Raw genomic sequence first — 24,520 nt, forward strand, 5'->3', positions numbered from 1 at the left:
CGACCACGGTTGGCGGGATCTGGATTGGCTCTTTGTCGATCCAGCATTCGTGTCCTTGTCATCGGATCGCCGGTTCACACGGATGCGCGACAGCCTCAAAGCGGCTTGAGACACGTTTCAGAACTCCTTCAGATTTCTTTCAGGTATCGATGCGGCGCCGCGTTTAGGTGACCGGTACCGGCCCGCTTCGTCGGGCAAATACTGACAAGAGATTAAGGAAGGAAGAAAGATGCCTCTGGCAATCAACAGCGAAGCGCCGAATTTCCTGGCCAATTCAACCGAAGGCATGATCCATTTCCACAATTGGATCGGAGACAGCTGGTGCGTTCTGTTCTCGCACCCAAAGGACTTTACTCCGGTTTGCACAACCGAGCTGGGCGTCATGGCGCGCATGAAAGCTGATTTCGAACGCCGCGGGGTCAAGATTATTGGCCTGTCGATAGACCCGGTCAAAGAACACGAACGCTGGGCTGAGGACATCTGCTCGGCAACGGGACAAGCGCCGAACTACCCTTTGGTTGGCGACAGCGATCTGAAGATTGCCAAGCTGTACGGCATGCTGCCTGCGGACGCGGGCGGGTCGGCCGAGGCCAGAACTGCGATGGACAACGCAACGGCGCGTACTTTGTTCATCATTGGCCCCGACAAGAAAATCAAACTGACGATCTCATACCCGATGACGACCGGGCGCGATTTCAACGAAGTGCTGCGTGTCATCGACAGCCTGCAACTGACCGCACGTCAGCAGCTGGCGACACCCGCAAACTGGAAGCAGGGTGAAGATGTCGTGATCGTCCCATCTGTTTCGGATGAGGAAGCACGCAAGCGGTACCCAGATGGCTGGAAGGCACCTGTGCCGTATCTCCGTCTTGTAGAAATGCCCTATTAACGAAAGACTTTGGAGAAGACTTATGGAACCGAAACTGAGCCGCAGAGCCTTCGGTGCTCTTGCTCTGAGCACGACAGTCCTGACCATCCCAAAACTCGGCCTTGCAATGACGCAAGAGTATGCAAACCCGAGTCTTTTGGCTGAACCGGAAGACCTGGCCAAAACCCCGTCATCCACGCCAGATGTAGACTTTGTGTTGGTCGACGTGCGCTCCCGCGAAGAATACGACGCCGGCCACGTTCCAGGTGCGCGGCATCTTGATCCAAACGCCGTCGTGGCAAAACAAAGTCCCGTTCCCGGAGCGTTGCAGAGTTTTGCCGATATCGAAGCGCTGCTGGGCAATATAGGCATATCTGCCGACCGCAGGATTGTCTTTTACGACGATCGGGGCGGCTTCCACGCCGCGCGGATGCTGTGGTTGATGGAGTATATGGGTCATCGCGACGTCGCTGTGCTGAACGGTGGTTGGTCGTCGTGGCTGGAGGTCGGGGGAACGGCATCCACCGATCCCGAGCCGCATGACACCGCGGTTTATCAAGCAGCGGTTAGCCCGCGACGCAATGCATCGGCTGCGGATGTTCTGAACCACCGCAATGCCTCAGACGCGGTGTTGATCGACGTTCGTCCCACCAAGATGTTTGACGAAGGCCATGTACCTTGGGCGGTCAACATCCCGTGGGCCAAAAACCTTAGGGAAAACGGGCGTTTTCGACCAACGGAAGAACTGTTGGCGCATTTTGAAGCCAATGGTGTGACTTCTGAGAACGACGTCATCATGCACTGTCAAAATGGGCTCGCATCGGCGCACAGCTACGTTGCCCTGCGCCTTTTGGGGCTCCCGCGTGTGCGGGTGTATCATAGGTCGTGGGCAGAATGGGGCAGTGATCCTACGCTTCCCAAGGTCACATCCTGACAACGCGGTGCGCGCTTCACAAAGGCGCGCACCAAGCACAATTTGAACCGGACCAAGCAGAACCGATGTTACCTGTTCTTAGATTCCACCGTGGCTGGTTGCGGCCAGTGAGCAGGGCTGATGCCGGCTTTTTGCGGGGACTTCTAAATCTGCCAGATGTGCGCAGGTATCTTTGCGACGACAAGGTTCTTACTGAGCATGAAGTTGCTGCTTGGTTGTCCGAACACGAACCGTTTGGAGCCGATGGACTGGGTCTTTGGGTGATCGAGACAGATACCCTTGGCGCGGTTGGACTGGCAGGTCTTACACCGGTCACCGGCCCACATCAAAGCGATCCTGAGATGGCTGGTAGGATTGAGCCAACTATCGCGCTTGAGCCAAGGGTTTGGGGTCAGGGACTGGCGCGGGAGGCTTTGACCATGCTGATCCACTATGCACGCGATGGCCTGAAGCTGACCGGGCTCGTAGCCGCCGCGGATGCTCCGAACGCAGATTCACATCGAATGCTCACGGCCTGTGGCTTTGAACGCTTTGGCGAGACCTCGGGCGTTTTGCACAAACTTATCCTCTACCGGCAGAGGTTTGTCCGATCTACCCATAGGACGGATACAGAATGATGCCCAGGCGCACAAATCGCTTCTTTACGCTGGTGTTCGCGCTTTCTGTTCCGTTTTGGGTCCTTGGCAGTATTTCGAAAGATCCGATCCTCCCTGGTCTGCCTTCAAGCGCCTTGATGGTGTTGGCACCTGCTGTGGCCGCACTCCTGCTCGTTTACAAAGAGGATCGGCCTCGGGCGGTACGCCGGTTTCTCATGCGATTGATCGACTGCAATAAGATGACGCTTCGGGCCTGGGGTGTGTCTCTGGGGACTATGCCTGCGGTTATGATAGGATCGGGTGTTTGGCTTAATCTTGGCGGGCAAGACTTACCTGCACAACAAATAGACCCATCCCAAGTCTTGCTTCTTTTTGGGGTGTTCCTGATTGCCGCCATGGCTGAAGAATTGGGGTGGACCGCCTTTGCTACGCGGTCTTTGTGCACCCACCATGGGTGGGTTTTGGCGGGATCAATACTCGGGGTTGTTACAGTCCTCTGGCACATCATCCCCCTGATCCAAGTTGGACGGACATGGGATTGGATCTGGTGGTGGGCCTTGGGCTCGTTCGCGCGCCGAATTCTCATCTTATGGCTCTATGTCCGCGGTGGTTACAGCGTATTCTCGGCGTCGCTCTTTCACGCTATGAGCAATGTCAGTTGGATGATGTTCCCCGTTCAGGGATCGCATTTTAACCCACCAAGTGTTGCAATTATCTTGTGCGCGATTGTGTTGGCGGTTCTTACCGTAGAGGCACGATCGTTGCGATCCAGATAGTCTACGACGCGATTTACGGAACAAATGATGCTTTCATGACCCAGATCCAAATAGTTCCATCTGACGCCTGTTACAGGAGCCAAGTGGTTCATCTCGCGCTGCGGGCTTGGACCGGTGTATTGGACAGGACTGCCGAGGAAGTACCGGATTTCGTTTTCGACGCATTCTACCCCGATGGATGGCGGGTCAGACAACGATACGATGTCGGCGACTTGCTGGACACTGAACCCCACAATGTCTGGGTCGCGCAGGCTGATCGGGTTGTCGTCGGCTTCATCGGGCTGCGTGTTCGTCCAGAGGATCGGATGGGAGAGATCGCGATCATCGCTGTCGACCCTGATCACCAAAGACGTGGTATTGCCAAGCGCATGATGCTTTTTGCAGAGAAGCACTTCTCAGCATTGGGCCTGTCGATGGTTATGGTCGAGACGATTGGCGGCAGCGCTCATCTACCTGCACGTCGTATCTATGAAACGTTTGGGTTCGAACAATGGCCGGTTGCGCGTTACTTCAAGAAACTCTGAACAGGTCGAATGAGCATCCTGAAGTTTGATTTGGGTCGAGTTTCAGAAGTTATTCAGCACAGTTTCAGGTCTTATTGGCACCTACCAAGCACCTTCTATGGGTAACTCGAAGAAAACCCGAAGGAGCTCATTAGATGGATAATGCAAGACCCCAAGCAGGGCGATCGGCTCAACACAGATCAAGTTTTCTTCGGCGCTTTCGCCATGCGCTTAAGGTGCGTCGACAGCGAAACGCGCTGAAGAACCTTGATGATCACGCGCTACGCGACATCGGTCTATCCAAAGGCCAGGCCCGAAGAGAAGCAAAGCGCAAAAATGTGGGATTTCTAATAATAGCAAATCTGAAACAAGTGCACTTGCTGGACAGTATCACAGGTTCGTTCGGCGGAAGTTCATAGGTAAGCTCAGATGGCTTGCAATAGCTCCCAGGACGAATCCTTCTGCAGAAGCGTACGCTGTTTTAGGCCGCAGCAATCGGAGCCGCGAGGCGTTGAAACCTTCGGTTGGTCCGCAACCCAGTAACCATGGGCTCTTGTTGCAGCCAGCGGCCATGCCGAAATCCCTCATCAAGGGCGTTTTCGAGCGCATCCAATGCACGCGTCTCATCTTGCAAAAGTGCATAGCCAAAGAAGTCGTGAATCAAGCAAATTGACTGAGTGAAGCGTGGCTTTGAAAGGAGGCTCCACGCTCGTTCTGGTTCCCCCGCAAGCGCGAGTGCCGGGCCAAGTGTATATCGTGATCGCGGCTCGTCGGAATCCTCAGAAAGCCGTCTCTCCAAAGCCCTAACGCAACGCTTCGCGATTGCCGATGCCTGAGCGACATCGAGAAAAAAGGCGGCGCGCGCCGCCAGAAAAAGCGGTCTAGACGGATCCGGGACAAGTTCAGAAGATCGAAGGGCCAAGTTTGCGGCATTGCGGTAGTCGCCTGCCACAAATGCGACCCGTGCAGCAAGGTAATGGGCTTCACCACTTTTGTCTGAATGCGCCAGGCCCTTTGCCAAAGTTGTGTATGCGCCGGAACCACCTTCGAATGCACCCATCGTAAACCCATGGGCAGCATGCGCCAGAGAATTTTGAGGGGACAGCGCAACTGCTCTTTCAGCGTGTTCACTGGCAGTCTGCATGTTTTCCGGATTGGCCGCTGAATAAAGAACCGCATGCACTAACATGACCGCGCAGGTTGCGTGCGCCCAAGATGAATCCGGTGCGAGACCAACAGCTTCCTTTGCGCACTCGTACGCAATGATTGGTGCGTCGGCGTCACCTCTGACGAGCGTTGTTTGCGCCTCAAGCAATACGCAATACGCGTCAAGTGGTAGGGTTAGTTCATCCAAGTTGGGGGATGGAGAAACATCTTTGTCGAATATCGGTTGATCGCGCAACCGATACCCTGACTTGGGTATCGTCTCGATCAATGACCGATCAGCGCCAATATTCGTAAGTCCACGCCTGATTTCGGTAATTGCTTGTGTTAGGCTTTCATCAGTGACTATCACATCTGGCCAAACGGTCTCTAAAAGAGTGGCACGAGAGACGACCTGCTTATTCGCTTGGGCAAGAACCTTAAAAACGCTCATTGCGCGTGGCGACAAGGTGACCTCAGTCGCGTTTGCAATGAGGCGGCGTGATGATGTGACTACACGCAGATCAGCAATTTGGAACTCAGATGCTAACATGTTCTTGGCTTGAAAGTGAAAGATCTTGAAGCGGCATCATAATAGCGCGCAGAAGATGAGGATGCGACCGATATTCCAATCTTAAACCTAACACCAAGAACTAATCGGTTATAGGAACGTCAGCCTCCCCAACCAAATCGGTCCGGATTGATTGAGTATCTTTGGCCCTTGCCCCTAAAGCGGACCTGCATCCATATCCCAATAAGGAACGTCGTGCCCGATGCGTTCTACGACGAAATCCAAAAACGCGCGAACTTTCGCTGGCATGTGCTTTCGTTCAGGGAAGACTGCGTACAGCGCCTGTTCAGGCAGGCGATACTCGGGCAACACCCTGACCAGACGGCCACTGGTCAAGTGGGCTCCGGCAATAAAGGTCGGCAGGCGGCCGATACCAAGACCGTCAAGCAGCACGGTGCACAGGGCTTCACTGTTGTTCACGCGCAGAACACCAGATGTCTGAACGCGCATGTCACCCGCGGGCCCGGCTAAGCGCCATTCCGAAGGGTCGCGCGAATAGGCGTAGTGAAGGCAGGAATGCGCCAGAAGATCCTCAGGTGTTTCTGGCGTTCCGGACTGCGCAAGATAGTCCGGCGCAGCGACAAGCACGCTGTGGATCGGGGCGAGTTTGCGTGCGATCAGGGCCGAGTTCGGCAACGTTCCGGCGCGTAAGGCCACGTCGATGCCCCCTTCGACGAGATCGACAAATTTGTCATCCATCGTCAGGTCAATTCTGATCCCCGGATATTGCCTGAGGAATGCAGCAATCATAGGCGCAACATGCAGTTGTCCAAAGGACATGGGTGTACTGAGCCTTAGTAATCCAACCGGTTGCCCCTGCAACGCCGCAACTGCGTCTTCGGCGTCCTGCGCTGCGTCAAGCGCCTGCGCCGCGTGGGCCAGATAGATTTCGCCCGCCTCGGTAAGGGAAATGGACCGTGTCGACCGATGAAAGAGCTGCGTTCCCAGATGGGCCTCCAGCACGCCGATCCGCTTGCTGACCGCTGATTTTGTAAGACCCAGATGCCGGGCGGCGGCTGCGAAACCGCCATGGTCCGCCACGGCCACAAACACAGGGATAGCGCCAATTTCAGTCATGTTTTGCGATCCTTTGGGCGAATTATTCTCACCTATAAGTTTCAAATTCACACGATTATCATCAAATAGAAAGCCTAATAGGTATCTGCATGTCCTGTTAACGCCGGAGGCTGCCATGCCCAAGATGCTTATCAACGGAGTTCTGCGTGACAGACCGCTCGCCTCGGACGGTCGTTTTCACCGCCTGCAAAGCCCATTCACGAGCCACATCAGCGTGCAACCAGGCGCCCCGTTTCCGAACACGCCCGGCCGATACCACCTTTACCTGTCCAAAGCCTGCCCCTGGTGTCATGGCGTCGATCTGATTCTAACTTTGAAAGGCTTACGCAATGCGTTCAGCATCACATGGATGGACCCGGTCATGTCGGAAAACGGCTGGGTCATCGACCAGACGCTGTTCAACGATCAAAGCGGTGTAGAACGCACCCGCTTCCTTTACGAAGTCTATCAGCACGCCAAGCCGGATTACACGGGTCCGATCAGCGTGCCTGTGCTACTGGACACGGATACAGGCCGGATCGTCAGCACCGAATCGGCCGAGATCATGCGCATGCTTCAGACGGCGTTTCCCGATACCGCGGGACCCGATCTTCGCCCGTCCCATCTTTGCGACGAAATCGACCGGATCGCCGAACAAATTCAGTCACCGATCCGCGAAGGCGTCTATCGCGCCGGGTTTGCAACCAGCCAGATCGCGTATGGCGAGGCCGTAACGGCGCTCTTTGCCTGCCTCGACGCGATTGAAGAAACGCTTGGCCAACGCCGGTTCCTAGCCGGAGACGTGCTGACAGAGGTTGACCTGAAGCTGTTTCCGACACTTCTGCGGTTTGACCCGGTCTATGTGACCCACTTCAAGACCGACTACAAACGCATCAGCGACTATGTTGCCCTGTCCCGCTATCTGGCCGACATCATGCGGTTGCCGGGCGTGGCTGACACTGTGGACATGGCCCATATCCGTCAGCACTACTTCCTCAGCCATCGGCACATCAACCCCAGCGGAATTATCCCGATCGGCCCGGCTTCTCTGCGCTTAACCGATGTGCCGGAAATGGGGGCCGCGTGATGCCTGATATTGTCAGAAGATCCCCTGTATCCGCGCTGATCATGGCCATCGGTGTCCTGGTGGGGGTCAGTTTCACTTTGTCCAAATTCGTCTCGATGGCAGGAATATCAGCTCTGACCGCTTTGTTCTGGCAGGTTTTGCTGGCCAGCATCGCGCTGTTGGCGTTGTGTTTGCTGTCGCAGAAGCGCGTGGCGCTCAACGCGCGGCACATTCCCTATTATGTCGGCGCCGGAGTTTTCGGTGTCAGCGGCCCCGCTGTGATCGGGTTTCTGGTGCTGGAGCATGTGAGCCTTGGGTTCTATTCCGCCCTCGTCACGCTGTCACCGCTGTTTACCTTTGCGATAACGGCACTGATCGCGCGGAGGATGCTGCCGTTGCACCGCCTGGTTGGTATTCTGATCGGCCTTGCCGGGGTCAGCCTTGCCACCATGGGTGGGTTTGACCTGTCGGGAGTCGAGCCGGCGTGGATTGCCCTGTCGCTTTTGGGGCCCTTGTTTCTGGCCTACGGCAACGTCTTTCGCAGCTATGCCTACCCGCCCGGCGGCGATCCGTTGGGGCTGGCGACCGGAACGCTTCTGTCACAGCTGTTGCTGATTTCCGCCCTGATACTGGGACGCGGCACCACAATCAGCGACGTCTCGGTGCCCCCTGCCCTGCTTGGCGCAATCTTCGGCATCGGATCCATCACTGCGCTCAGCTATGCGCTGACCTTCGAAGTACAGCGGCGCACGGATGGCGTTGGGTTCGCCCAGGTCGGCTATTTTGCCACGCTTTCCGGCATCGCAATCGGGGCAATTGTCTTTCGGGAACCTCTTGGCCTTGGGCTGCTGGGGTCCCTCGCAATCCTGTTCCTTGGGCTAGCCGTCACCAACGGTCACCTGAAACTCCCGCCGGTCCTGCACCGACGGTCACAGGCCAACCAGACTTAGACCCACCGATAACTTTCAAACAGAAAAGGAAACCAAAACATGCAAATCACTGCCCCCACCACAGCGGCCCACGCGCCCCGGATCGCATCCCTTTACACCGCTGTTGACGCGCTGGACGAAGCCGGCGTTGTCGAGCATGTCACCGAAGACGTGCAGTTCCAGCTTGGCAATTTCGAACAGATTGACGGGCGCACAGCCGTGCAAGCCGCGAACGCAGGGTTCTTTGCCACGATCCAGGGTATGCAACATACCATCACCGGCATCTGGTCCAGCGGCGATACTGCGTTCTGCGACGGCACCGTTCACTATACGCGCAAGGACCAAAGCACGCACGACGTGCGCTTTGCTGCACGGTTCAACTTTCGCGAGGACAGGATCGCGGATTACCGGGTGTATGTGGATATCTCCGGTCTTTGATGCCTTTGGCCAGGGCTGCGCGCGTTGCCTGCCGCTCTGGCAGACACGGGCAGAAACGGCCATAATTGCGATCCAGCTTCGGAAGAGGGTTCGATGACCGATCGCAGCATTCTGGAACAGCTCATGACGATGTCCGACGACGTCTGGGACCGGCACACCAACCCGTGGAGCGGCTGGAGCCGCCTGAGCATCCCGCCCCTGTTCGTTCTGGCCGTCTGGAGCCGGGTTTGGCTGGGCTGGTGGTGCCTTGTTCCGGTCGTTGTTGTTGTATTCTGGACATGGTGGAACCCCCGCGCCTTCCGCAAAACGGGCAATCCGGAAAACTGGATGTCCAAAGGTGTACTTGGGGAACGGATCTGGCTTGCGCGCGCGAAATCGCCGATCCCTGCAAGGCACCGCCGGATGCCTCTTATTCTGGCCGCAGTCAGCGCGGTCGGAATCGGCCCCTTGGTCTGGGGGCTTTGGCAGCTTCAATTCTGGCCGACGCTTCTGGGGTTGCTGCTGGTTATGGGTGGGAAGCTGTGGTTTCTGGACCGCATGGTCTGGCTGTTTGAAGACACTCGGGCAGCAAGCACCTGGCAAGGAAAATAGCGGCGCTGTGAAAACGGAAAGCAGGAGCATCAGATGCCCCTGCCATTCCGGGTCTGCCAGGACACGCTTAAGCTTGTGGACCCCCATGCGCCGAGGGCCGCTGCGACAGCCCCAAAGACATCAGGGACACACCGGCGAAAATCAGGTTCAGGCCGGCAAGAACCCCCAGCAGAACAAGGGACGAGCCATTGACGATACCGGTCAGGATCAGGCCGCCAAGCAGGATGGCCATCGCGCCGGACGCAATCATCAGCGCCATGGGCCGCTCCTGACGCGACCGAATGGCAATTACGATCCGCAACACACCTTCGGCCAGAAAAACCGCGCCAAGCGCAAGGGTCAGTGCCAGAACGCCGCCGAACGGATCAAGCAACAGAACAAGCCCCGCAAGCGCGTTCAGAACACCGATGGCCAACAGCCAGAAGAACCCTTTCAACGCCTTTTCCGCAAATGCCTGAATCGCTGTGACGATGCCTCCGCCCAGCAGGGCCACGCCGACAAAGGCTTCGACAGCGAGCGTGGACATCAGCGGGAAGGCTACGGCGCACAGCCCTACACAGAGCATGGCGACGCCGAGCACAATCAGCCAGACCGGTCGAGGCTGCCAACCGGCGACCTCTTCCATGAGCGCGGGTTTCGGCACGGTTTCATTAACTGAATCAGTCATGTCGACCTCCAGGATCAGGGTCAGGCGACCGACTTGTCGAGATGATCGCGATAGGCGGCAACGGCGGCGTGCAAGGCTTCCCAATGGTTCTTCGCCTGATCATGCGCGTCCGTCACAGCGTCTTCGCCTTCTTTCTGGATGCGATCGGCAAGGTCAGTGACCTTGTCTTTTGCTTCCTGCAGATCGGATTGCAGCTTTGTCACCTGCTCCTGGGTCCACTTGTCGGTCGCGTCGCCCGCGTCCTTGACCTTCTGTTCGAACGATTTCAGCTCGTCCTCGACACGGGTATAGTCGTCTTTGGCTTTCTGTACGAATTCGGAAAATGTTGTCATGGTTCAGTCCTTTCATGGGTCATATGTTTGCTGGGCTCTTTTGAGCGCCATGGCCCAGACCCTCGCAGATCCACGGCCCGCATCCGAGTGAGTCACGGTTAAACCGTCGCGCTGTCTTGTGGCGCTGCTCGTCATCGGACAAAGTTGAGCGACGGAGGGAAACATGCTTGCCGAAGTAAGCTCTGCCATCGATCCAAGCGCTATTCAGGAACAGTTGAAGCGCGTCCTCGTCAGTCCGCATTTCGCGGATACCACGCGCCTGAACCGCTTTCTGTCGCATATTGTCGGCGAAGCGCTGGCGGGTCGGTCCGAGACGCTGAAAGGCTATGCAATCGGCATTGACGTTTTCGACAAGCCCGAGGATTTCGACCCCACCATCGACACGATCGTTCGGGTTCAGGCCAATAAAATGCGCAGCCGGCTGGATCTCTATTACGCTCAGGAAGGGCGCGAGGACCCGGTTCGAATACATATTCCCAAGGGGTCCTACGCCCCGGTTTTTGAGATCGCGTTTGACCCCGAACGCCGGACCGATGCCGAAACGCCCCCGGCGCCAACCGGACGGGTCGCGGTGGCCGTGATGCCCTTTGACAACTTGAGCGGAGACCCGTCGCAGGAATACCTGGCCGATGGGTTTACCGAGGAAATCATCTCGGCCATCGCCCGGTTTCGCGAGGTGAGCGTGCTGTCCCGGCACGTCACCTTTCGCTTTCGCGGCCGCGGCCGCGATCCGCGCGCGGTCGGAAGCGAACTCGACGTCCAATATCTGGTCGAAGGCAGCGTGCGACATTGGGACAACAAGCTGCGCGTCACCGCCCAGCTTATTGACGCGGAAACCGGCCAACAGGTTTCCGCGGACACTTATGACCGCGACCTGAGCGCGGACAGCCTATTTGAAATTCAGGACGATATCGCCGCCCGGATCGCCACGGAAATCGCGGAACCCCACGGAGTGATCCATCGAACAGGTGCAGTGCAGCGCAGGGCACAGACGCACACGCTGGATGCCTATCAGTGCAGGTTGCTGGCCACCGAATACTGGCGTGAACCCACGGTTAAAAAACACAAGAAGGTCCGCGACCTGCTGGAGCGCGCCGTTGAGATTGATCCCGAATATGCCGGCGCCTGGGGGATGCTCGCGATTGTCTACGGCGACGAACTGCGCGGCGGGTTCAATTTTCGCAAGTCCCCCCCGCCCTTTGATCGCGCGCTGGAGGCCGCACAGCGGTCGGTCGCTCTGGATCCGCTGAACGCAACCGGCCAGCACGCATTGTTTTTGACCCATTTTCATCGTGGAGAGTTCGAAAGCTTTGAAGACGCGGCTGATAAAGCATTGCGGGCCAATCCGAATTATCCAGACATGTTGGCCGATCTGGCGGCCTGCTTTGCGTTGCGCGGCGATCTTGAACAGGCCGCGAGACTGAGCGCCCGCGCGATCGAGCTGAGCCCCAACCCGCCCGGCTGGTACCACGCAAGCACGTTCCTGATCTGTTTCATGAAAGATGATTACAGCGGCGCGCGTTCAGCGGCGCGCAAAGTCGGTGGTGGCATGTGGAATGGTTCTGAAGTGCTTGAGCTTATGTGCATTCCATACACGGAACCGGACGCCGACCTGGATTCAACCCTGTTGGCCCTGAAGACCAACATTCCCGATGTTGACCGTTTTATCCAGACGCTCTACGCGATCTGGCATGTGCCATCTGACATCTCACAGAAAATGACCGAAGCGCTGCGCACAACCGGGGCGTTGGACTGAGGTTCGGCCGTCAGGGATTTAACGGTGACTCACTCTGCCCTTTCCACCTCTGCGCGTAGGTTGGTCCTGACATCACAACCAGACCCGGAAACGACCAATGCAAACTTTGCCACAGCGCCTTGATCTGATGAAACTCGCAACGGACATCGCCAAGACCAAAGCCGGTTGGTCGGAAGAAAAGCCGGCCAAACTGGAAGAAGACATCCTGTCCATTTATGAGAGGCTCAGGCCAAGTGTCGAAAGCGGCAGCGCCTTTGAGAACACCAGCATGTCTGATGTGAAAACCGCCGTTGACGTCGCCTCGACCATCGACGGATTTCTGGAATAGCCGGTCCTTGTTTTCAAGGCCAAACAATGCCGTTTCGCATCAGGATGTTGCGTGCTCACAATTCTAACAACTATCAAGTGCAATCGCCCCGACCCGAACCTCAAGTATGGTTCTCGCACACTTCGCTAGCAGCGCGCTTTCCTGCCTTCGCTGCGATTGTGAAAACTGGCGCTAAATGTATTATCTCTAACGGGGCAAAGTGGAATTGCGTTACGCTTGTACTATAGTCAGATTTGAGATTTTTGACCCACTTGAGGATGCCGTTATAAACAATAGACTGCGAACCTTGCGACCGAGCATCAATTCTGGACGACACAGCACAATGCCCCAGTTGCATCGCATACCAGACCATTCTCAAAAGTGTTTTTATTATTCTGATGACGAGCAAGCACGGAACCTGGGCCTGAGTTGATCTTGCTCAGCGCGTTTTCGAGAAAGTCGACGCGAACACTCGGCACCCACGCCACGTTATTGTTGGGAACTGCAGGTTCCGCTGCACATATCGCCAACACTTCGTCTTTTAGACTAATTGGTCTCTGTGACGAAGGTACGTTTCTAGCAGGTGAGAGATTCCATCCGCACATTTGGTGGTAGAAGTTGTCCGGGAATACGCCGCTACGGGATAGGTATAGTTCATGCGTAAACTGACGAGCGGGGGCAGGGTATTCGTGCCGCGAAACTGATACACCGAAGAATGCGCCAAGCGGATCACGTAAGAGGCAGTTCCGACCAACCCCAGGAACTTCAAAGGGAGGTTTCACTACTGATCCTTCAAGCTTGACGGCGAGTTTGGCGGCCTGATCTACGTCTTCGACTTCAACATAAGGGATCCACCCTTCAAAGAGCACCAGATTTTGAGAAACAATCCCGGCCCCTGCCTCTTCATCGAGAGTGGCGAGGACAAAATCTCTATGGCCGCCGCCCCATGCGAAATCTGTGGCGTGTTCGACAATATAGCTCCAACCTGCCACGCTTTCGTAAAATGACCTGGAAGTTTCCACATCAGGCGTGAAAAGATCGTGCCAGACAATTCGGCCAACTTTTTCTTTTGTCACCGCGACTTCATCCAAACTGCTTCGGTTCGCCATAACTCTCGTTTGCGGTCCAAATATTGATGCAGATCAATTTGCGCGGTTCTGGTCCGTGAAGTCAATTAATTCAGTGGCTCCGTTGGCGGTCAGCCATTCTGCAAATTTACCCATATCATCCGTTGCGGGGCGATCCGAAGGCTAGGCGAAGCAATATTTACCAGCGTTAACGGCTTCACTGAAGGGTTGTATCAGGCGACCGTGTTCGATGTAGCGTTCGAACATGGGCACAGGTAACAAGGCCGCCCCAGTACCAAAGGTGGCCAGCTCGGCGAGGGCCACTGATCTGTCCAGAATTGGTCCCTTTACACGCGGGCAAATCGTTCCAACTGCTTCGAACTAACCTGGCCACCCGGCACCCTGAGTTACGACGGCACCGCGTCGGCCGCATATTGAGACAGGAATTCCTCTGAGGGCGGGATCTGAGTGATAACATCAATCAGTACCCCGTTTGGATCGCGATAAATCGCATGGCGTTGACCAAACGGCTCGCTCACAAGTGACTTTGCCACCGGAACTCCTTCCGACCGAAGTCGTTCATCCACTTTGTCGACATCCTCGACTTCAAAGTTGAGGATCATACCCTTAGACGCACCGCGGGAAACCTCTGGGATCGTCTCGTGGTTTGACTGGACGACCGCGAGATTGACCGACGAATCCACTTCACTTTGTAGATGCACATACCAATCCGCCTCGAATGCTGCGCGGAAGCCAAAGTGACGTTTGTAGAACTCTGCCGTTTCAGAAACCGTTTCAGACTGAATGACCGGGTAATATTGAGTGACACGCATTTCTTTATCTCCCTAACTTACATGCAATGTGTATGTATCATAGATTTGCAAATACATGCAAGATGTATGTAAGGTGCTTGTAGTGATATTCGGAGCCGTCAATCTTGCCCCCAGAAAAACCCGCCCGACGCAGCCAGGCAGACCGGCGCGCAGAAACGCGTGCCAAACTCCTGGTGGCCGCCCGAGAACTGTTTGTGAATTCGGGATTTGCCGATACTGCAACCCCAGACATCGTACGTAAGGCCAGCGTAACCCGCGGCGCGCTGTATCATCATTTCAAGGACAAGGCTGACCTTTTCCGCGCCGTCGCAGAAGAGGAGGCCAAAGCAATCTCACACCATATTGACCAGGAAACGCGCAATGTGGCCGATCCCGAACAGGCCATGGTGACAGGATCGAATGCCTTTTTTGATGCGATGTTGGTTCCAGGTCGGGTGCGCCTCCTGATGGAAGAGGCCCCAGCGGTATTAGGGCACAGCACCGCTGTCGTGTTGACCCGGGCCAATGGAACAGCAGAACTTCGTGAAGGGCTTTCGCGGGCTCTTCCTAAGCATTCACCAAAACAGATCGATGCTTTGACTAATTTGTTGTCGGCCGCGTTTGATCGCGCCGCTCTTGAGATCGCCTATGGGGGCGATCCGGAGGTCTACAAGGAGGTTATGAACCATTTGATTGGTGAAGTACTCAAGGGCAACTAGCAGACCTCGGAAGCCCCGCAGTATGGGTCCCTACCCTTTCTTCCGTGAGTTACTCGGCCCATTCCTGCCATTTGCCGACTGGTCGAGATGCTGCGGTCGCAGCCCGCATTCCGGACATTCGCTGCAAGCACGAACTCAGTGCTTCGTCGATATCACACCATGCGGACCGAGACGCCATTTGGCCAAGATGTTGAAGGTCAGATTTGTCCGGTAAGGTCGGCTTCTGCCAAGTTACCAAAAGTAAACTCGGCGCGGGTGAGAAAAGGCGCGTTTTCTGCAAGTTTTCTCAATTCTTCAAGTGATAAATACAACGGCGTTGACGGATCAAGTCTTGCTTGAGCACGGCTTCTGAAGAATTTCCCGTACTCTTCCACATAGACACGGTCCTTTGGCGGCATGTCAGCGAGATGGTTGGTCAGGAAGTTGTCGTAGTGGTGAACCGCTTCCGCAAACCTGTCCTGCCGATGCCGCGCCATTGCACGAAAAAGTTCCGCCTTGGCCAAGAAATATGGTTGCGCTTGGAACCCGTCCAGGCGGTCAAGAACGCCCTGATAGTCACCTGCTTGCATTGACTTCACTGCCCTATGAAAAATCCCAGCAGCCCTGATATCGCGGATGAGTTTCATAGGTCCGCCCCATCAACTGCGTCGCTGGCGTCTCCGAAAGGCATTATTCCCCAAGCTCCCTGATTTCCCGCTGAATCGACCATTCGATCAGTTCGGCCCAAAGCCTGCGTGCGAGGTCCGGGTCCAACCCCTGTTCCAACGCGGTTGTGCTGACCTTGTCCAGCACCTCGGCCACTCGGTCCGTTGTACGCGCCGGCAGGCCTTCGAATTTCTTGAGGTCTACAGCCCGGTCGATATAGTGGCTCCGCTTGACCAGCAGGCCTATCAGGTTCGTATCGATCGCGTCGATTTGCGAGCGGAGATCGGCCATGGTCTGGCAGGCATTCGGCTCGAGAAGGGTCGTCATGTTTCGATTTCCTTTTGTTAGCTTTGGGTCTAGCCGAGAAGGGCAAGGAGGAGCCTGACAGCCCGCGCGGACCGTTCTTGGCAAAAGGTCTCCGATGGCTGAGGAAGGCGACCTATGACGCGCCTGATCTGCTGATCGCCAATCAACAGGTCGAGATAGAGCGCCACAGCCTCTCCGGTATGTTCGAAGTTGAGCACGCCCTCGTCCCGGGCACGCAGCAACACCCGTTCGAGCAGTGGAAACACTGCCTCCCGCCCCGCCTTTGAAAGCGTCGCGCCGAGTTCGCCACTGCTATCGGCAGCTGCGGCTCGATTGAGGGCAACAGCGCGATCACCGGTCAGCAAAAGCAGAAGCTTCGGGCCTAGCGTTCCCAGAATTGAAAGCGCTTCATGGTCGGTTTGCAGTTCGGATTCCAGATGCGCTTTAACTTCTTCAGCGTTCTTTGTGACAAGTGCGCGGAACAACCCCTGTTTGTCCCCGTACCAGTTGTACAACGTCTCATTCGAGGCGCGCGCATGTTTGGCAATGCCCTGCATGGACGTGCCTCCGTACCCTTTGGCCTCCAACACTTCGTATGCGGCCGCCTCGATCTGTTGCTGACGCAGGGATCGCTTCTCTTCACGCAAAATCATTCTCCAGCATGTTGACAGAAACCGTAACGATAATTACGGATACATGCAACCGTAATCACAGTTACGCTTTGGAGAAGCAAATGGAACAATCTAATCGTCACGTCATCGCCGCGCTGGCGACACTCATCCTTCTGCAGGGAATCATGCTGTCCGCCTTATATGCCGGGATTAGGCCCCACCCGCCCATCGCCACGCCTTTGTTCGGCATTGCTCCGTTTCTCGGGGCCGCGATGTCTGTCGCTTTGGGGGCTATCATCGTGCAGCCGCTGGAAAGTCGGGCAGGACGCATCATGAGCGTTCTCGCAGCGCTCATGGCCCTGGTTTCCTTCGGGCCGCAGAAATACTTCGATGCTCAATTTGGCCTGATCTACCCGGCGGTACTGCTCGGTCAATTCGCTGCTCTGGTCATCGTTGCCTTGGTCGCGTCAGCGGCGCGCCAACACCGGGAACTCGAGGCGGAGCGGGTTTAATGGCTCGGTTGCTTTTGCCGATGTCGATGCTTTCACTCCTAAGCATCGGTGCCATCTTCGGGTTTTTCTACGCCTGGGTCTGTTCGACAGTGTGGGGCTTGGACGCGACAGACCCGCGAACAGCCATCGCCGCAATGCAGGCAATGAACGCCTCGGTCCGGAACGGAGTGTTCTTCCCGGCTTTCTTTTTGACCCCGATCATTCTGGGAGTAACGGCCTACATCGCCGCTTGGCAGCTCAGGAAGAGGTCAGCCATGTTATTTTGTCTGGCCGCCATTCTTTACATCGTCGGTGCCTTCCTCATCACAGCAGCGGTGAATGTCCCCATGAACGAAGCCCTGGCGGAAGTTGCCGTACCAATTGACATCGGATCAGCCCGTGAAATTTGGCAAGATTACTCAGCCTCCTGGCAGGTCTGGAACGTGCTTAGGACTATTGTGAGTGGGGTTTGCCTGATCCTGACCGGCCTTGCCATCTACTTTCTGAATTTGGAATCCGCATGATGGAAATTTCTCTTTTGACATTCGCCTTTCTGGCGCTGGTTGTTGTTTTGACGCCAGGACCAACCGTTCTCCTCGCCCTGTCCAATGGATCACGGTTCGGCATCGCTACCGCAGGGTACGGCATCGCAGGAGCCGCAATCTCTGATGCCGTTCTGATCACAGCTGCCGGTCTGGGGCTCGGTGCACTTCTGGCCGCATCAGTTTTTTGGTTCAATGTCGTCAAATGGATCGGTGTCGGCTACCTCGTCTGGTTGGGCGTACAAATGATGCGATCTACCGGCCAGTTGGAACCGGTCGCGAACCCATCCGAAGACAACAGATCGGGAACGCTTCAAAACAGAGTTGCAGTCTTTAGAACGAGCTTTCTTGTCGCTGTCACTAACCCCAAAGGCTACCTGTTCTTCACAGCTTTCCTTCCGCAGTTCCTCACACCGAATGAGGCGATGTTTCAACAGTATGCAACACTGGCTGTTGTCTTTATCGCAGTCGATGTCGCGGTTATGGCCACCTATGCAGGGCTGGGCGCAAAGGCAATGCACCTTCTAAGTGACCGAGGAGCGCTCTGGATCGACAGGACCTGTGGCGGATTGCTCATCACCCTTGGCTGCGCCTTGGCATTTGTCCGACGCAGCGATGCGTAATTCAGCTTTCGTTCAACGCATTGCTGACATTCGGGCCAAGTGATGCATCCAGTTTCTTGAGGCTCGCTGCCGACCTGGGAGGCGGTGCAGCATTGACCTCAGTGGGGCACAACAGCCCGGCCACGGACGGTCGCTTTGCGGCCATTCACCCACTGGTCAGAATGCTGCGGTCGCAGCCCGCATTGCCGCCGTTCGCTGCGACTGCGAAATCTGGTCGTCGACGAACTCACAGTCCGCGGACTATTTCTGCCGCTCGTTGCAAGAGAATTAACGTCAGCTTTGAACAACGTCGCTGTACCAACCCGACGTTCCTAAACCGCTTTCGCCGCGGTTACCACCGCAGGTATTGGCACTTCCCATTCGGGACCTGAACCATGTCTTTCTAAGACTTGGGATACAACCGCCTTTCTGATCGCTGCCGCATTGTCCGGCGGCTGAGGGCGCAATAATGCGCCGCCCCGTGCCGTGCCCTCCAAGAAGAAATCAAACGGTGCGCCGGGGTCACTAACCACCCACTCCGAAGCGACTTTAGATTGGTGAAAATTGGCGAATCCTGCTTTCAGAAGTGCTGGAAAGGCGTTTTCCGGATCAGCATAATCATTAGCTCCGGGTCCTGGCGGCAATACAATGTCCGGGGCTCCGTATTTGCCGATTGCACCGAAGACATATCCAAGTGCCGTATCCACTTCCGGACCACACCAAACCGAAAACGCAAGGCGTCCTCCTGGACGAAGCACGCGGCGGGCTTCAGTAAATACTCTCCGCGGATCAGGGACATGCGGTATTCCAAACCCAATTGTCACGATGTCAAAAGTGCCATCGTCGAAGTCCAACGCCATCGCGTCTCCTTCAACGAATTTGGCCTCCGGAACTGACGACCGGGCCATCTCCAGCATAGAAGACGAGAAATCCAGTCCCGTTACACTGGCACCAGCTTTGATGAGACCTTCGGTTACATTCCCGTGACCACAGCACAGATCGAGTGCTTCGGTACCTGAACGGGCTTCAACCGCTTTTACCAAGGTGGGCACCACCATATCTGCAGCTTTCGCAAATACTTGCGCATAGGATTTCGCCACGTTTGTTTTAGCCCACTCGCGTTTCTCCAACGCAGCGAAGGTGTCGGATTGTTCAGATTCTCGCATCCCACTCTCCTGCAAATCTTTGACGTAGTGAACACTCTGAGTAGACTGATCGTCAACGAGTGTTCCCTGAAGACGACATTCGCCGCCACGCAGCATTCGTCAAACGGGCTCATACCTGACCTCGGAGGCAGCGCAGCATCCTGTGATAGGATGTTTCGGTCAACGTCGGGTTGTCGTATTGGGAGGGATTGGCGGATCGGAGGATCAGTCATGGAAGCACTAAACTTACCAGCCATTCGCGCACTTCGCCCAGCATGGAATAAGGGTCGCATCGTCGGTCAGAAGCGACCATTGAAGCCAAAACACGTTTGGGCCATCCGAGTGCGACTGGAATTGGCTGAGAACCATCGCGATCTCGCATTGTTCAACATGGCGATCGACAGCAAGCTGCGCGGTTGTGACCTCGTCAAGATGAAAGTTGTCGATGTGATGGCGTCTGGTCAGATCAATGGAACGCGCATCGGTCTTGCAGAGCAAGACACAGAAACCTGTACGCTTCGAGATATCGGAAGGGACTCGCGCGTCGGTCGAGAAGTGGATGGAAGACGAGCTCATGGTCGGCTCAGAATATCTTTGGCCGGGTCGGTTTCATGAACGGCTGCACATTTCGACCCGGCAGTATGCCCGGATCGTGCGTGATTGGATCACATCGATCGGTCTCGAGGCGAGCGCTTACGGCACCCATTCGATGCGCCGAACCAAGGTCACCCAGATCTACAAGAAGACCGGCAACCTTCGAGCTGTTCAGCTTCTTCTCGGTCACACCAAGATGGACAGCACGGTCCGGTACCTGGGCGTTGAACTCGAGGATGCGTTGGCCATCGCCGAAGCCATTGAAATCTAGGGTATTTGGGTCGCCTTCACTGGCGGCCCTGAGCTGCCGTTGGCCTACATGTTTCAATGCTGCGGTCGCAGCCCGCTTTGCAGCCATTCGCTGTAGTTGCGAAAGCCAGCCGAGGTGAATTCTCACTCTGCGGTTGAAAGTGGCATCGCGACTTAGACTTGCTTCATTCATCGCTTGATTTCTAGAGTGAGAACAAATTCCAACCAGCTATCGATGCTGGGGTTCAAGAACTGGTGCCAGACACGAAGACAAATCTGAGGACACAGCGAATATGATTCTCTAGAACTTTCTGCAGTCTACTCGCGCCAATCAAACGATGTTCGTAACATCACAACCCAGTCTCGAGTTCACCAATAAAGAATTCTAGAAACGATAAGTCGCGCCTAACACTGGCCCTGACTGATCAAATGTAAAATCGCTACCGTCGATCTCATGGTCAAACGAGATATAGCGATAGCCGCCGCGGATCAGCCATCTGTTGTTGATGGCATATTCGGCGGTCAACAGAACCTGCCATGTTTCACTGCCGCTGCGGAAACCTCCGTAGTCGACGAAACCGGTGCCGGACCATTTGTCCGAGAACCGGACGCGTGCTCTGGCGGCGATGACAGGGTCGGTCCAGCTGTCGTCGGCGGTTGTTGTCCTCCCCGGTGCCGCGCCAGGGAGAAGGGTGAACTCTGTATCAGTGCTGAACCACCGGAACCCTCCGGCGACATCCACCGAGATAGTTGGTGCTTCATACACTCGGTAGCCGACATAACCGCTTAGGTATTGCGTGGTAAATGATGTCTCGAGGCCCGAACTGGCGGGGCCGGGAGTGCTGTTGCTGAACGACAAATCTGTGTAGTTGTAATCTGCAAGTATAAGCCATCGTCCGTCGGTGGCCGAGAACGCTCCCATAAAGGCGAAATCTAGGTTTTCCAATGCATCAGAAAAACTGAGTGTACCGTCCAGTGTCCCCATGGGGGTGCTTAAGGATGTTTCTGTTTCCGGCATGAACAGATAAATCGTGGCCTCGTAGGACCAATCGGATTGTTGTGCCGCAGCCGTTGTGGCTGCCGATGCCGATAGCGTTGCCGCGCATAAGCAACTTTTCACCCATAGTGACGAAAACATTCTGTTCCTCCCGACAAACATACAAGTTTCAATAAATTGTCGTTGGTTTGAAATTGTGTGGTCCTGATTTTCATTCCGCAGCTTCTTCCGTCGCCATCGAACTGTTGCCGACGCGATTGATATCTGTGTTCGGGAAAAACTCGGACCAAACGTGCCAGAATACGCCTGCGCGCAGGGTTTCTACACGTTTTAGCTGACCCTGATCCGAGTGACCCCAGAAATCGCATTTGGCCACCGGTTGACCCGAGTCGTTATACCAAACGCCCAGGCTTTCATATTTCGGATCCAGGCTGACCACGACATCCCGTCCTCCGACTTTGGCGGTCACGATCCAGTTGTTCTCGATGATGAAATCGTCGGTCCAGCAAGCGACATCTTGACCAATCGTAATTCCCCAGACGTAGGTTTTGTTCGGCAACCGGTGGTCTGAACGATCCATGTTGTCCATCACAGGAGCGTCTTCCTGATGTTGGCGTCCGATGCCCCAGCCAAAGGTGATCTCGGTCATCATGTCCAGCAGACGCAGCAAAGGGTTCGTGGATGGTTTGTTCAGAAACACCTCACCTTCTGGATAGGCTTTCTGAAACCCGCGGAATGTCATTCGAAAGGTGGGCCAAGGCCTCATTTGCGCTTCGGGCCGGAGAGGGCAAGCAGGACCCTCGGAGTTGGGGTCGCGATCCGCCTCGCGAAAACCGTAGATATGCTGGATCGGATCGCCCGTGTCGTTGTCACGCAGTATCAAGTTGTTGCCATGCTGGGCCAGAACCTCAAGGTTCAGGCGCCGTCCTTCTATTCGCGGTGTGTACCCCTGACCCAGATTGGCCATCGCGCAGTAAGTCATGACCACATCCTCGCCCCCCAGCCCATCTACATCGCCCGCCAAATGAGGGCGCATGATCTGCGCATCCGGGTGCGCGCGCGCGTGACCATTGTGTTCGATGACGATGACTGGCGCTGTTGGACCGACATATTTTCGCGCTTCCTCGATAGAAAAATACTGGGCGTCGTTGAGCTGGTTTCTCAGGCCCAAATGCACCCACACATAGGGAAACCCATAAAGAAGCAAGGTCAGCGCAGCCGTTACAAGCCAAAGCCAGAAAGGGCCGCCCCCCAAAAGGAAATGTGCAAGGGTTGCCACTACAAATCCGCCCAGGCCAATGCCAATCAGGCGGTATTCATGCCGGATAAAGCGCACCATATTCTCGCGCTTTACTTTCAGCAGCATTTGCGAGACATCGCCAAGGTCGCGGAAATAGACAAACCCGATTCCGAGTGACACGATCAATCCCAGTGCGAAAATTATGCTACCAACCATGCTGAGATCCTCGATTTTGGTGATTACAGTCCTTCGCGGTTCATTACGAAAGAACAGGCCTACTTCTGGGGCGACGCGCGCTTGATCATGAAAGCTTCAACGGCTTGCTGTGTCTCGGGACGAATGTTCTCAATCCCCTCATAAGGCATGCCGTAGGCGGGCGGAGTATCGGGGTATTTCTCTTTCCGCGCCTTGTGGCGGCCCAGTATACGTACGAATTCCTGCCCACCCCAAGACCCGACTTCGGTTGAGACCGAGTATTCTTCGCGGGTGTCGCGGTAAAGATCGAAGAATTTTGCTAAAATTGCGCTCTCGCCGGGTCCCGGCAGTTTGAGCTTAAGCTGATCCTTAACGATCGCCTCGGGTTTCGCGACCGAATAGATGATCACGTGATCGCGTCGCGCTTTCGATTCATCCGCGAACAGTAGCGCCGCCGACTGATCGACACCATCGACCAGACGATCCCTTGGGATGAATCCATCCGCCCCGGCAAAGCGCGAGATCGTGGTATAGAGGTCCGAAACATGAATGATGCTGTTTAACAACCCGTCAGCTTCAATCATGCCCGGCCAGCGGATGAAGGCGTCCACGCGCACGCCACCTTCAGTCGTGTCGCCTTTACCGCCCGCGTAAATCAGTGGGGTAAACCCGGATTGCGGCGCGTATTTGGTAAAATGCCCATTGTCGCCCATAACCACAACGATGGTGTTTTCGCTGAGCCCTAGATCATCCATGCGCGCGAACAGATCACCCAGCCACTGATCCAGTAGCTGCATCTTGTCGACATACAAGCCGCCATTCGCGCTTTCCGGCCCGTCACGGCCGGCGCGGGTATTGTCCAGCGGGATCATCGGCCAATATTGCAGGAAGAAGGGCGCGTCCCCAGTTGCAAGGCGTTCCAGTTCCTGAAGTGTTTTATCCTGAAACGCCTGGTTCATTTCGTCGTATTTTTCGGCGTTCCAGCGTTCTCCGGCTTCCATGCGGATTTCGCGAATGGCGCCGCCGGTCTCGCCCTCGATGACGGTCATCATCGCCGAGGCATCCGGTCGGAACCAGCCGTCCAGTGTGTATTTATCCTCATAGTCCCGGATCGCGACCGAGACCTGTTCTTTGATCGCATCATCATTAAAGATTGTCAGCTGGCCCTGCTGGTGGATGGCGTGCTGGGCATAGTCAAAACCCTGATTCATCGCCCAGCTTTCGGCAATATCGCCCATATGCCACTTGCCGACGTGGCTGGTTGCATATCCTGCCTGTTTCAAGACTTCGGCCAGCGTCACTTCATTATCGGGCAATCCAAAGCCAGCGATATCGACGGTCGTATCACCCATTCCCATACGCACGGGCAAGCGGCCGGTCATTTGTGCCACGCGAGTCGGGGTGCAGGACGGTTCAGTATACATCCGCACCATACGCAACGCTTCGTCCGAAAAGTCGTTGATGTTCGGAGTGTCGTACCCACGGACAGCGTTGAGCTCGGGTATACCCATATCGCCAAAGCCCATATCGTCAATCAGAACGCTGACGATATTTGGGGGTTGCCCATTGTTGCCGTCACGAAAAGCGGCCAAAGCCTGATCAACGGCAGCGTCATCCTGCACCCATTGTTCCGCGCGTTGGGCTTGCAGAATATAAAACTCAGCATCGTGTTGAATAGGGTCGTCCTGAGCCTGCAAAGGTGGGGCGGCAATGCCTGCACACAAAACCAGAAGCCATTGTAGTTTCATTCCGTCTCCCCCTTGGTTGAAGCA

29 protein-coding genes and 1 pseudogene are annotated in these 24,520 nt (G+C 55.7%); 17 read left to right on the plus strand and 13 right to left on the minus strand.

Annotated features, from left to right (window positions below; genetic code table 11):
• Positions 1-229 precede the first annotated feature (229 nt).
• The 6 genes from ACR0DJ_RS18905 to ACR0DJ_RS18930 all read left to right on the plus strand — a co-directional run bounded on the left by ACR0DJ_RS18905 (position 230) and on the right by ACR0DJ_RS18930 (position 4,096).
• Positions 230-889 (plus strand): peroxiredoxin, encoded by a 660-nt coding sequence (locus ACR0DJ_RS18905; RefSeq protein WP_480685973.1) that lies wholly within the window; start codon positions 230-232, stop codon positions 887-889.
• 22 nt (positions 890-911) lie between these two features.
• Positions 912-1,802, plus strand: coding sequence for a sulfurtransferase (locus ACR0DJ_RS18910; protein WP_480685972.1), 891 nt, complete (start codon positions 912-914; stop codon positions 1,800-1,802).
• 65 nt (positions 1,803-1,867) lie between these two features.
• Positions 1,868-2,419: a GNAT family N-acetyltransferase gene (locus tag ACR0DJ_RS18915; RefSeq protein WP_425078700.1), complete on the plus strand. Its 552-nt coding sequence runs from the start codon at positions 1,868-1,870 to the stop codon at positions 2,417-2,419.
• A 266-nt stretch (positions 2,420-2,685) separates the two neighbouring features.
• Positions 2,686-3,174, plus strand: a complete 489-nt coding sequence (locus tag ACR0DJ_RS18920; protein WP_425079049.1) for a CPBP family glutamic-type intramembrane protease — start codon at positions 2,686-2,688, stop codon at positions 3,172-3,174.
• Positions 3,175-3,209: 35 nt separating this feature from the next.
• Complete coding sequence (locus ACR0DJ_RS18925; protein ID WP_480685970.1) at positions 3,210-3,698, plus strand: GNAT family N-acetyltransferase; 489 nt, start codon at positions 3,210-3,212, stop codon at positions 3,696-3,698.
• A gap of 134 nt (positions 3,699-3,832) precedes the next feature.
• A complete protein-coding gene (locus tag ACR0DJ_RS18930) occupies positions 3,833-4,096 on the plus strand; it encodes a DUF1127 domain-containing protein (protein WP_425078701.1) in 264 nt (87 codons plus the stop codon).
• A gap of 62 nt (positions 4,097-4,158) precedes the next feature.
• Here ACR0DJ_RS18930 and ACR0DJ_RS18935 read toward each other — a convergent pair whose 3' ends face one another.
• Both ACR0DJ_RS18935 and ACR0DJ_RS18940 read right to left on the minus strand, forming a co-directional pair.
• Entirely contained in the window at positions 4,159-5,373 is a 1,215-nt protein-coding gene (locus ACR0DJ_RS18935) for a winged helix-turn-helix domain-containing protein (protein ID WP_425078702.1), read from the minus strand.
• A gap of 174 nt (positions 5,374-5,547) precedes the next feature.
• Positions 5,548-6,468, minus strand: coding sequence for a LysR family transcriptional regulator (locus ACR0DJ_RS18940; protein WP_480685969.1), 921 nt, complete (start codon positions 6,466-6,468; stop codon positions 5,548-5,550).
• A 115-nt stretch (positions 6,469-6,583) separates the two neighbouring features.
• On the opposite strand from ACR0DJ_RS18940, the gene ACR0DJ_RS18945 reads away from it, so the two are divergent.
• From ACR0DJ_RS18945 to ACR0DJ_RS18960, 4 genes are all read left to right on the plus strand, one after another.
• On the plus strand, positions 6,584-7,534 hold the full coding sequence (locus ACR0DJ_RS18945; RefSeq protein ID WP_170683961.1) for a glutathione S-transferase family protein: 951 nt from the start codon (positions 6,584-6,586) through the stop codon (positions 7,532-7,534).
• Entirely contained in the window at positions 7,534-8,463 is a 930-nt protein-coding gene (locus ACR0DJ_RS18950) for a DMT family transporter (RefSeq protein WP_425078703.1), read from the plus strand. Before ACR0DJ_RS18945 ends, ACR0DJ_RS18950 begins: the two co-directional genes overlap by 1 nt.
• A 39-nt stretch (positions 8,464-8,502) precedes the next feature.
• Positions 8,503-8,880, plus strand: coding sequence for a nuclear transport factor 2 family protein (locus ACR0DJ_RS18955; RefSeq protein ID WP_170511100.1), 378 nt, complete (start codon positions 8,503-8,505; stop codon positions 8,878-8,880).
• Positions 8,881-8,973: 93 nt separating this feature from the next.
• The gene (locus tag ACR0DJ_RS18960; protein ID WP_170683958.1) at positions 8,974-9,471 is read left to right on the plus strand and encodes a DUF6653 family protein; all 498 of its coding nucleotides are present in this window, start codon (positions 8,974-8,976) and stop codon (positions 9,469-9,471) included.
• 67 nt (positions 9,472-9,538) lie between these two features.
• Here ACR0DJ_RS18960 and ACR0DJ_RS18965 read toward each other — a convergent pair whose 3' ends face one another.
• Positions 9,539-10,138 (minus strand): HdeD family acid-resistance protein, encoded by a 600-nt coding sequence (locus ACR0DJ_RS18965; protein WP_480685968.1) that lies wholly within the window; start codon positions 10,136-10,138, stop codon positions 9,539-9,541.
• 20 nt (positions 10,139-10,158) lie between these two features.
• Positions 10,159-10,470, minus strand: a complete 312-nt coding sequence (locus ACR0DJ_RS18970; RefSeq protein ID WP_170451072.1) for a hypothetical protein — start codon at positions 10,468-10,470, stop codon at positions 10,159-10,161.
• Between the two features lie 163 nt (positions 10,471-10,633).
• On the opposite strand from ACR0DJ_RS18970, the gene ACR0DJ_RS18975 reads away from it, so the two are divergent.
• Positions 10,634-12,226: a tetratricopeptide repeat protein gene (locus ACR0DJ_RS18975; protein ID WP_170451074.1), complete on the plus strand. Its 1,593-nt coding sequence runs from the start codon at positions 10,634-10,636 to the stop codon at positions 12,224-12,226.
• Positions 12,227-12,353: 127 nt separating this feature from the next.
• Positions 12,354-12,554, plus strand: a complete 201-nt coding sequence (locus tag ACR0DJ_RS18980) for a hypothetical protein (RefSeq protein WP_170451076.1) — start codon at positions 12,354-12,356, stop codon at positions 12,552-12,554.
• Positions 12,555-12,853: 299 nt separating this feature from the next.
• On the opposite strand, the gene ACR0DJ_RS18985 is transcribed toward ACR0DJ_RS18980, so the two are convergent.
• Positions 12,854-13,624: a VOC family protein gene (locus ACR0DJ_RS18985; RefSeq protein WP_480686315.1), complete on the minus strand. Its 771-nt coding sequence runs from the start codon at positions 13,622-13,624 to the stop codon at positions 12,854-12,856.
• Between the two features lie 383 nt (positions 13,625-14,007).
• Entirely contained in the window at positions 14,008-14,433 is a 426-nt protein-coding gene (locus ACR0DJ_RS18990; protein ID WP_425078705.1) for a VOC family protein, read from the minus strand.
• A gap of 104 nt (positions 14,434-14,537) precedes the next feature.
• Here ACR0DJ_RS18990 and ACR0DJ_RS18995 point away from each other — a divergent pair, with 104 nt between their 5' ends.
• Positions 14,538-15,131: a TetR/AcrR family transcriptional regulator gene (locus tag ACR0DJ_RS18995; RefSeq protein WP_170451082.1), complete on the plus strand. Its 594-nt coding sequence runs from the start codon at positions 14,538-14,540 to the stop codon at positions 15,129-15,131.
• Between the two features lie 197 nt (positions 15,132-15,328).
• Here the strand turns inward: ACR0DJ_RS18995 and ACR0DJ_RS19000 are convergent, their stop codons facing one another.
• From ACR0DJ_RS19000 to ACR0DJ_RS19010, 3 genes are read right to left on the minus strand one after another with little or no spacing between them, the layout of a single operon-like run.
• Positions 15,329-15,757 carry an outer membrane protein assembly factor BamD gene (locus ACR0DJ_RS19000; RefSeq protein WP_425079696.1) on the minus strand — a complete coding sequence of 143 codons (429 nt, stop codon included), beginning with the start codon at positions 15,755-15,757 and terminating at the stop codon, positions 15,329-15,331.
• Between the two features lie 43 nt (positions 15,758-15,800).
• A complete protein-coding gene (locus tag ACR0DJ_RS19005) occupies positions 15,801-16,103 on the minus strand; it encodes a chorismate mutase (protein WP_425079695.1) in 303 nt (100 codons plus the stop codon).
• A gap of 29 nt (positions 16,104-16,132) precedes the next feature.
• Entirely contained in the window at positions 16,133-16,735 is a 603-nt protein-coding gene (locus ACR0DJ_RS19010) for a TetR/AcrR family transcriptional regulator (RefSeq protein ID WP_425079694.1), read from the minus strand.
• Positions 16,736-16,815: 80 nt separating this feature from the next.
• Here ACR0DJ_RS19010 and ACR0DJ_RS19015 point away from each other — a divergent pair, with 80 nt between their 5' ends.
• Genes ACR0DJ_RS19015 through ACR0DJ_RS19025 form a run of 3 tightly spaced genes read left to right on the plus strand, consistent with a single transcriptional unit; the run spans position 16,816 to position 18,349 of the window.
• Positions 16,816-17,205 (plus strand): hypothetical protein, encoded by a 390-nt coding sequence (locus ACR0DJ_RS19015; protein ID WP_425079693.1) that lies wholly within the window; start codon positions 16,816-16,818, stop codon positions 17,203-17,205.
• Entirely contained in the window at positions 17,205-17,708 is a 504-nt protein-coding gene (locus tag ACR0DJ_RS19020; RefSeq protein WP_425079692.1) for an anthrone oxygenase family protein, read from the plus strand. The genes ACR0DJ_RS19015 and ACR0DJ_RS19020 overlap by 1 nt, the downstream gene beginning before the upstream one ends.
• Positions 17,654-18,349 carry a LysE family translocator gene (locus tag ACR0DJ_RS19025; RefSeq protein WP_480685966.1) on the plus strand — a complete coding sequence of 232 codons (696 nt, stop codon included), beginning with the start codon at positions 17,654-17,656 and terminating at the stop codon, positions 18,347-18,349. Before ACR0DJ_RS19020 ends, ACR0DJ_RS19025 begins: the two co-directional genes overlap by 55 nt.
• A gap of 311 nt (positions 18,350-18,660) precedes the next feature.
• On the opposite strand, the gene ACR0DJ_RS19030 is transcribed toward ACR0DJ_RS19025, so the two are convergent.
• Positions 18,661-19,494 carry a methyltransferase domain-containing protein gene (locus ACR0DJ_RS19030; RefSeq protein WP_425079690.1) on the minus strand — a complete coding sequence of 278 codons (834 nt, stop codon included), beginning with the start codon at positions 19,492-19,494 and terminating at the stop codon, positions 18,661-18,663.
• 210 nt (positions 19,495-19,704) lie between these two features.
• Here ACR0DJ_RS19030 and ACR0DJ_RS19035 point away from each other — a divergent pair.
• A pseudogene (locus tag ACR0DJ_RS19035) lies at positions 19,705-20,338 on the plus strand (tyrosine-type recombinase/integrase).
• Between the two features lie 363 nt (positions 20,339-20,701).
• Here ACR0DJ_RS19035 and ACR0DJ_RS19040 read toward each other — a convergent pair.
• From ACR0DJ_RS19040 to ACR0DJ_RS19050, 3 genes are all read right to left on the minus strand, one after another.
• On the minus strand, positions 20,702-21,454 hold the full coding sequence (locus tag ACR0DJ_RS19040; RefSeq protein WP_171724058.1) for an outer membrane protein: 753 nt from the start codon (positions 21,452-21,454) through the stop codon (positions 20,702-20,704).
• 70 nt (positions 21,455-21,524) lie between these two features.
• On the minus strand, positions 21,525-22,769 hold the full coding sequence (locus ACR0DJ_RS19045) for a DUF3179 domain-containing (seleno)protein (protein ID WP_171724059.1): 1,245 nt from the start codon (positions 22,767-22,769) through the stop codon (positions 21,525-21,527).
• Between the two features lie 59 nt (positions 22,770-22,828).
• Positions 22,829-24,496, minus strand: coding sequence for a sulfatase-like hydrolase/transferase (locus tag ACR0DJ_RS19050; protein WP_480685965.1), 1,668 nt, complete (start codon positions 24,494-24,496; stop codon positions 22,829-22,831).
• Between the last annotated feature and the right edge of the window lie 24 nt (positions 24,497-24,520).

The organism is Ruegeria sp. BF10 (assembly GCF_056538725.1).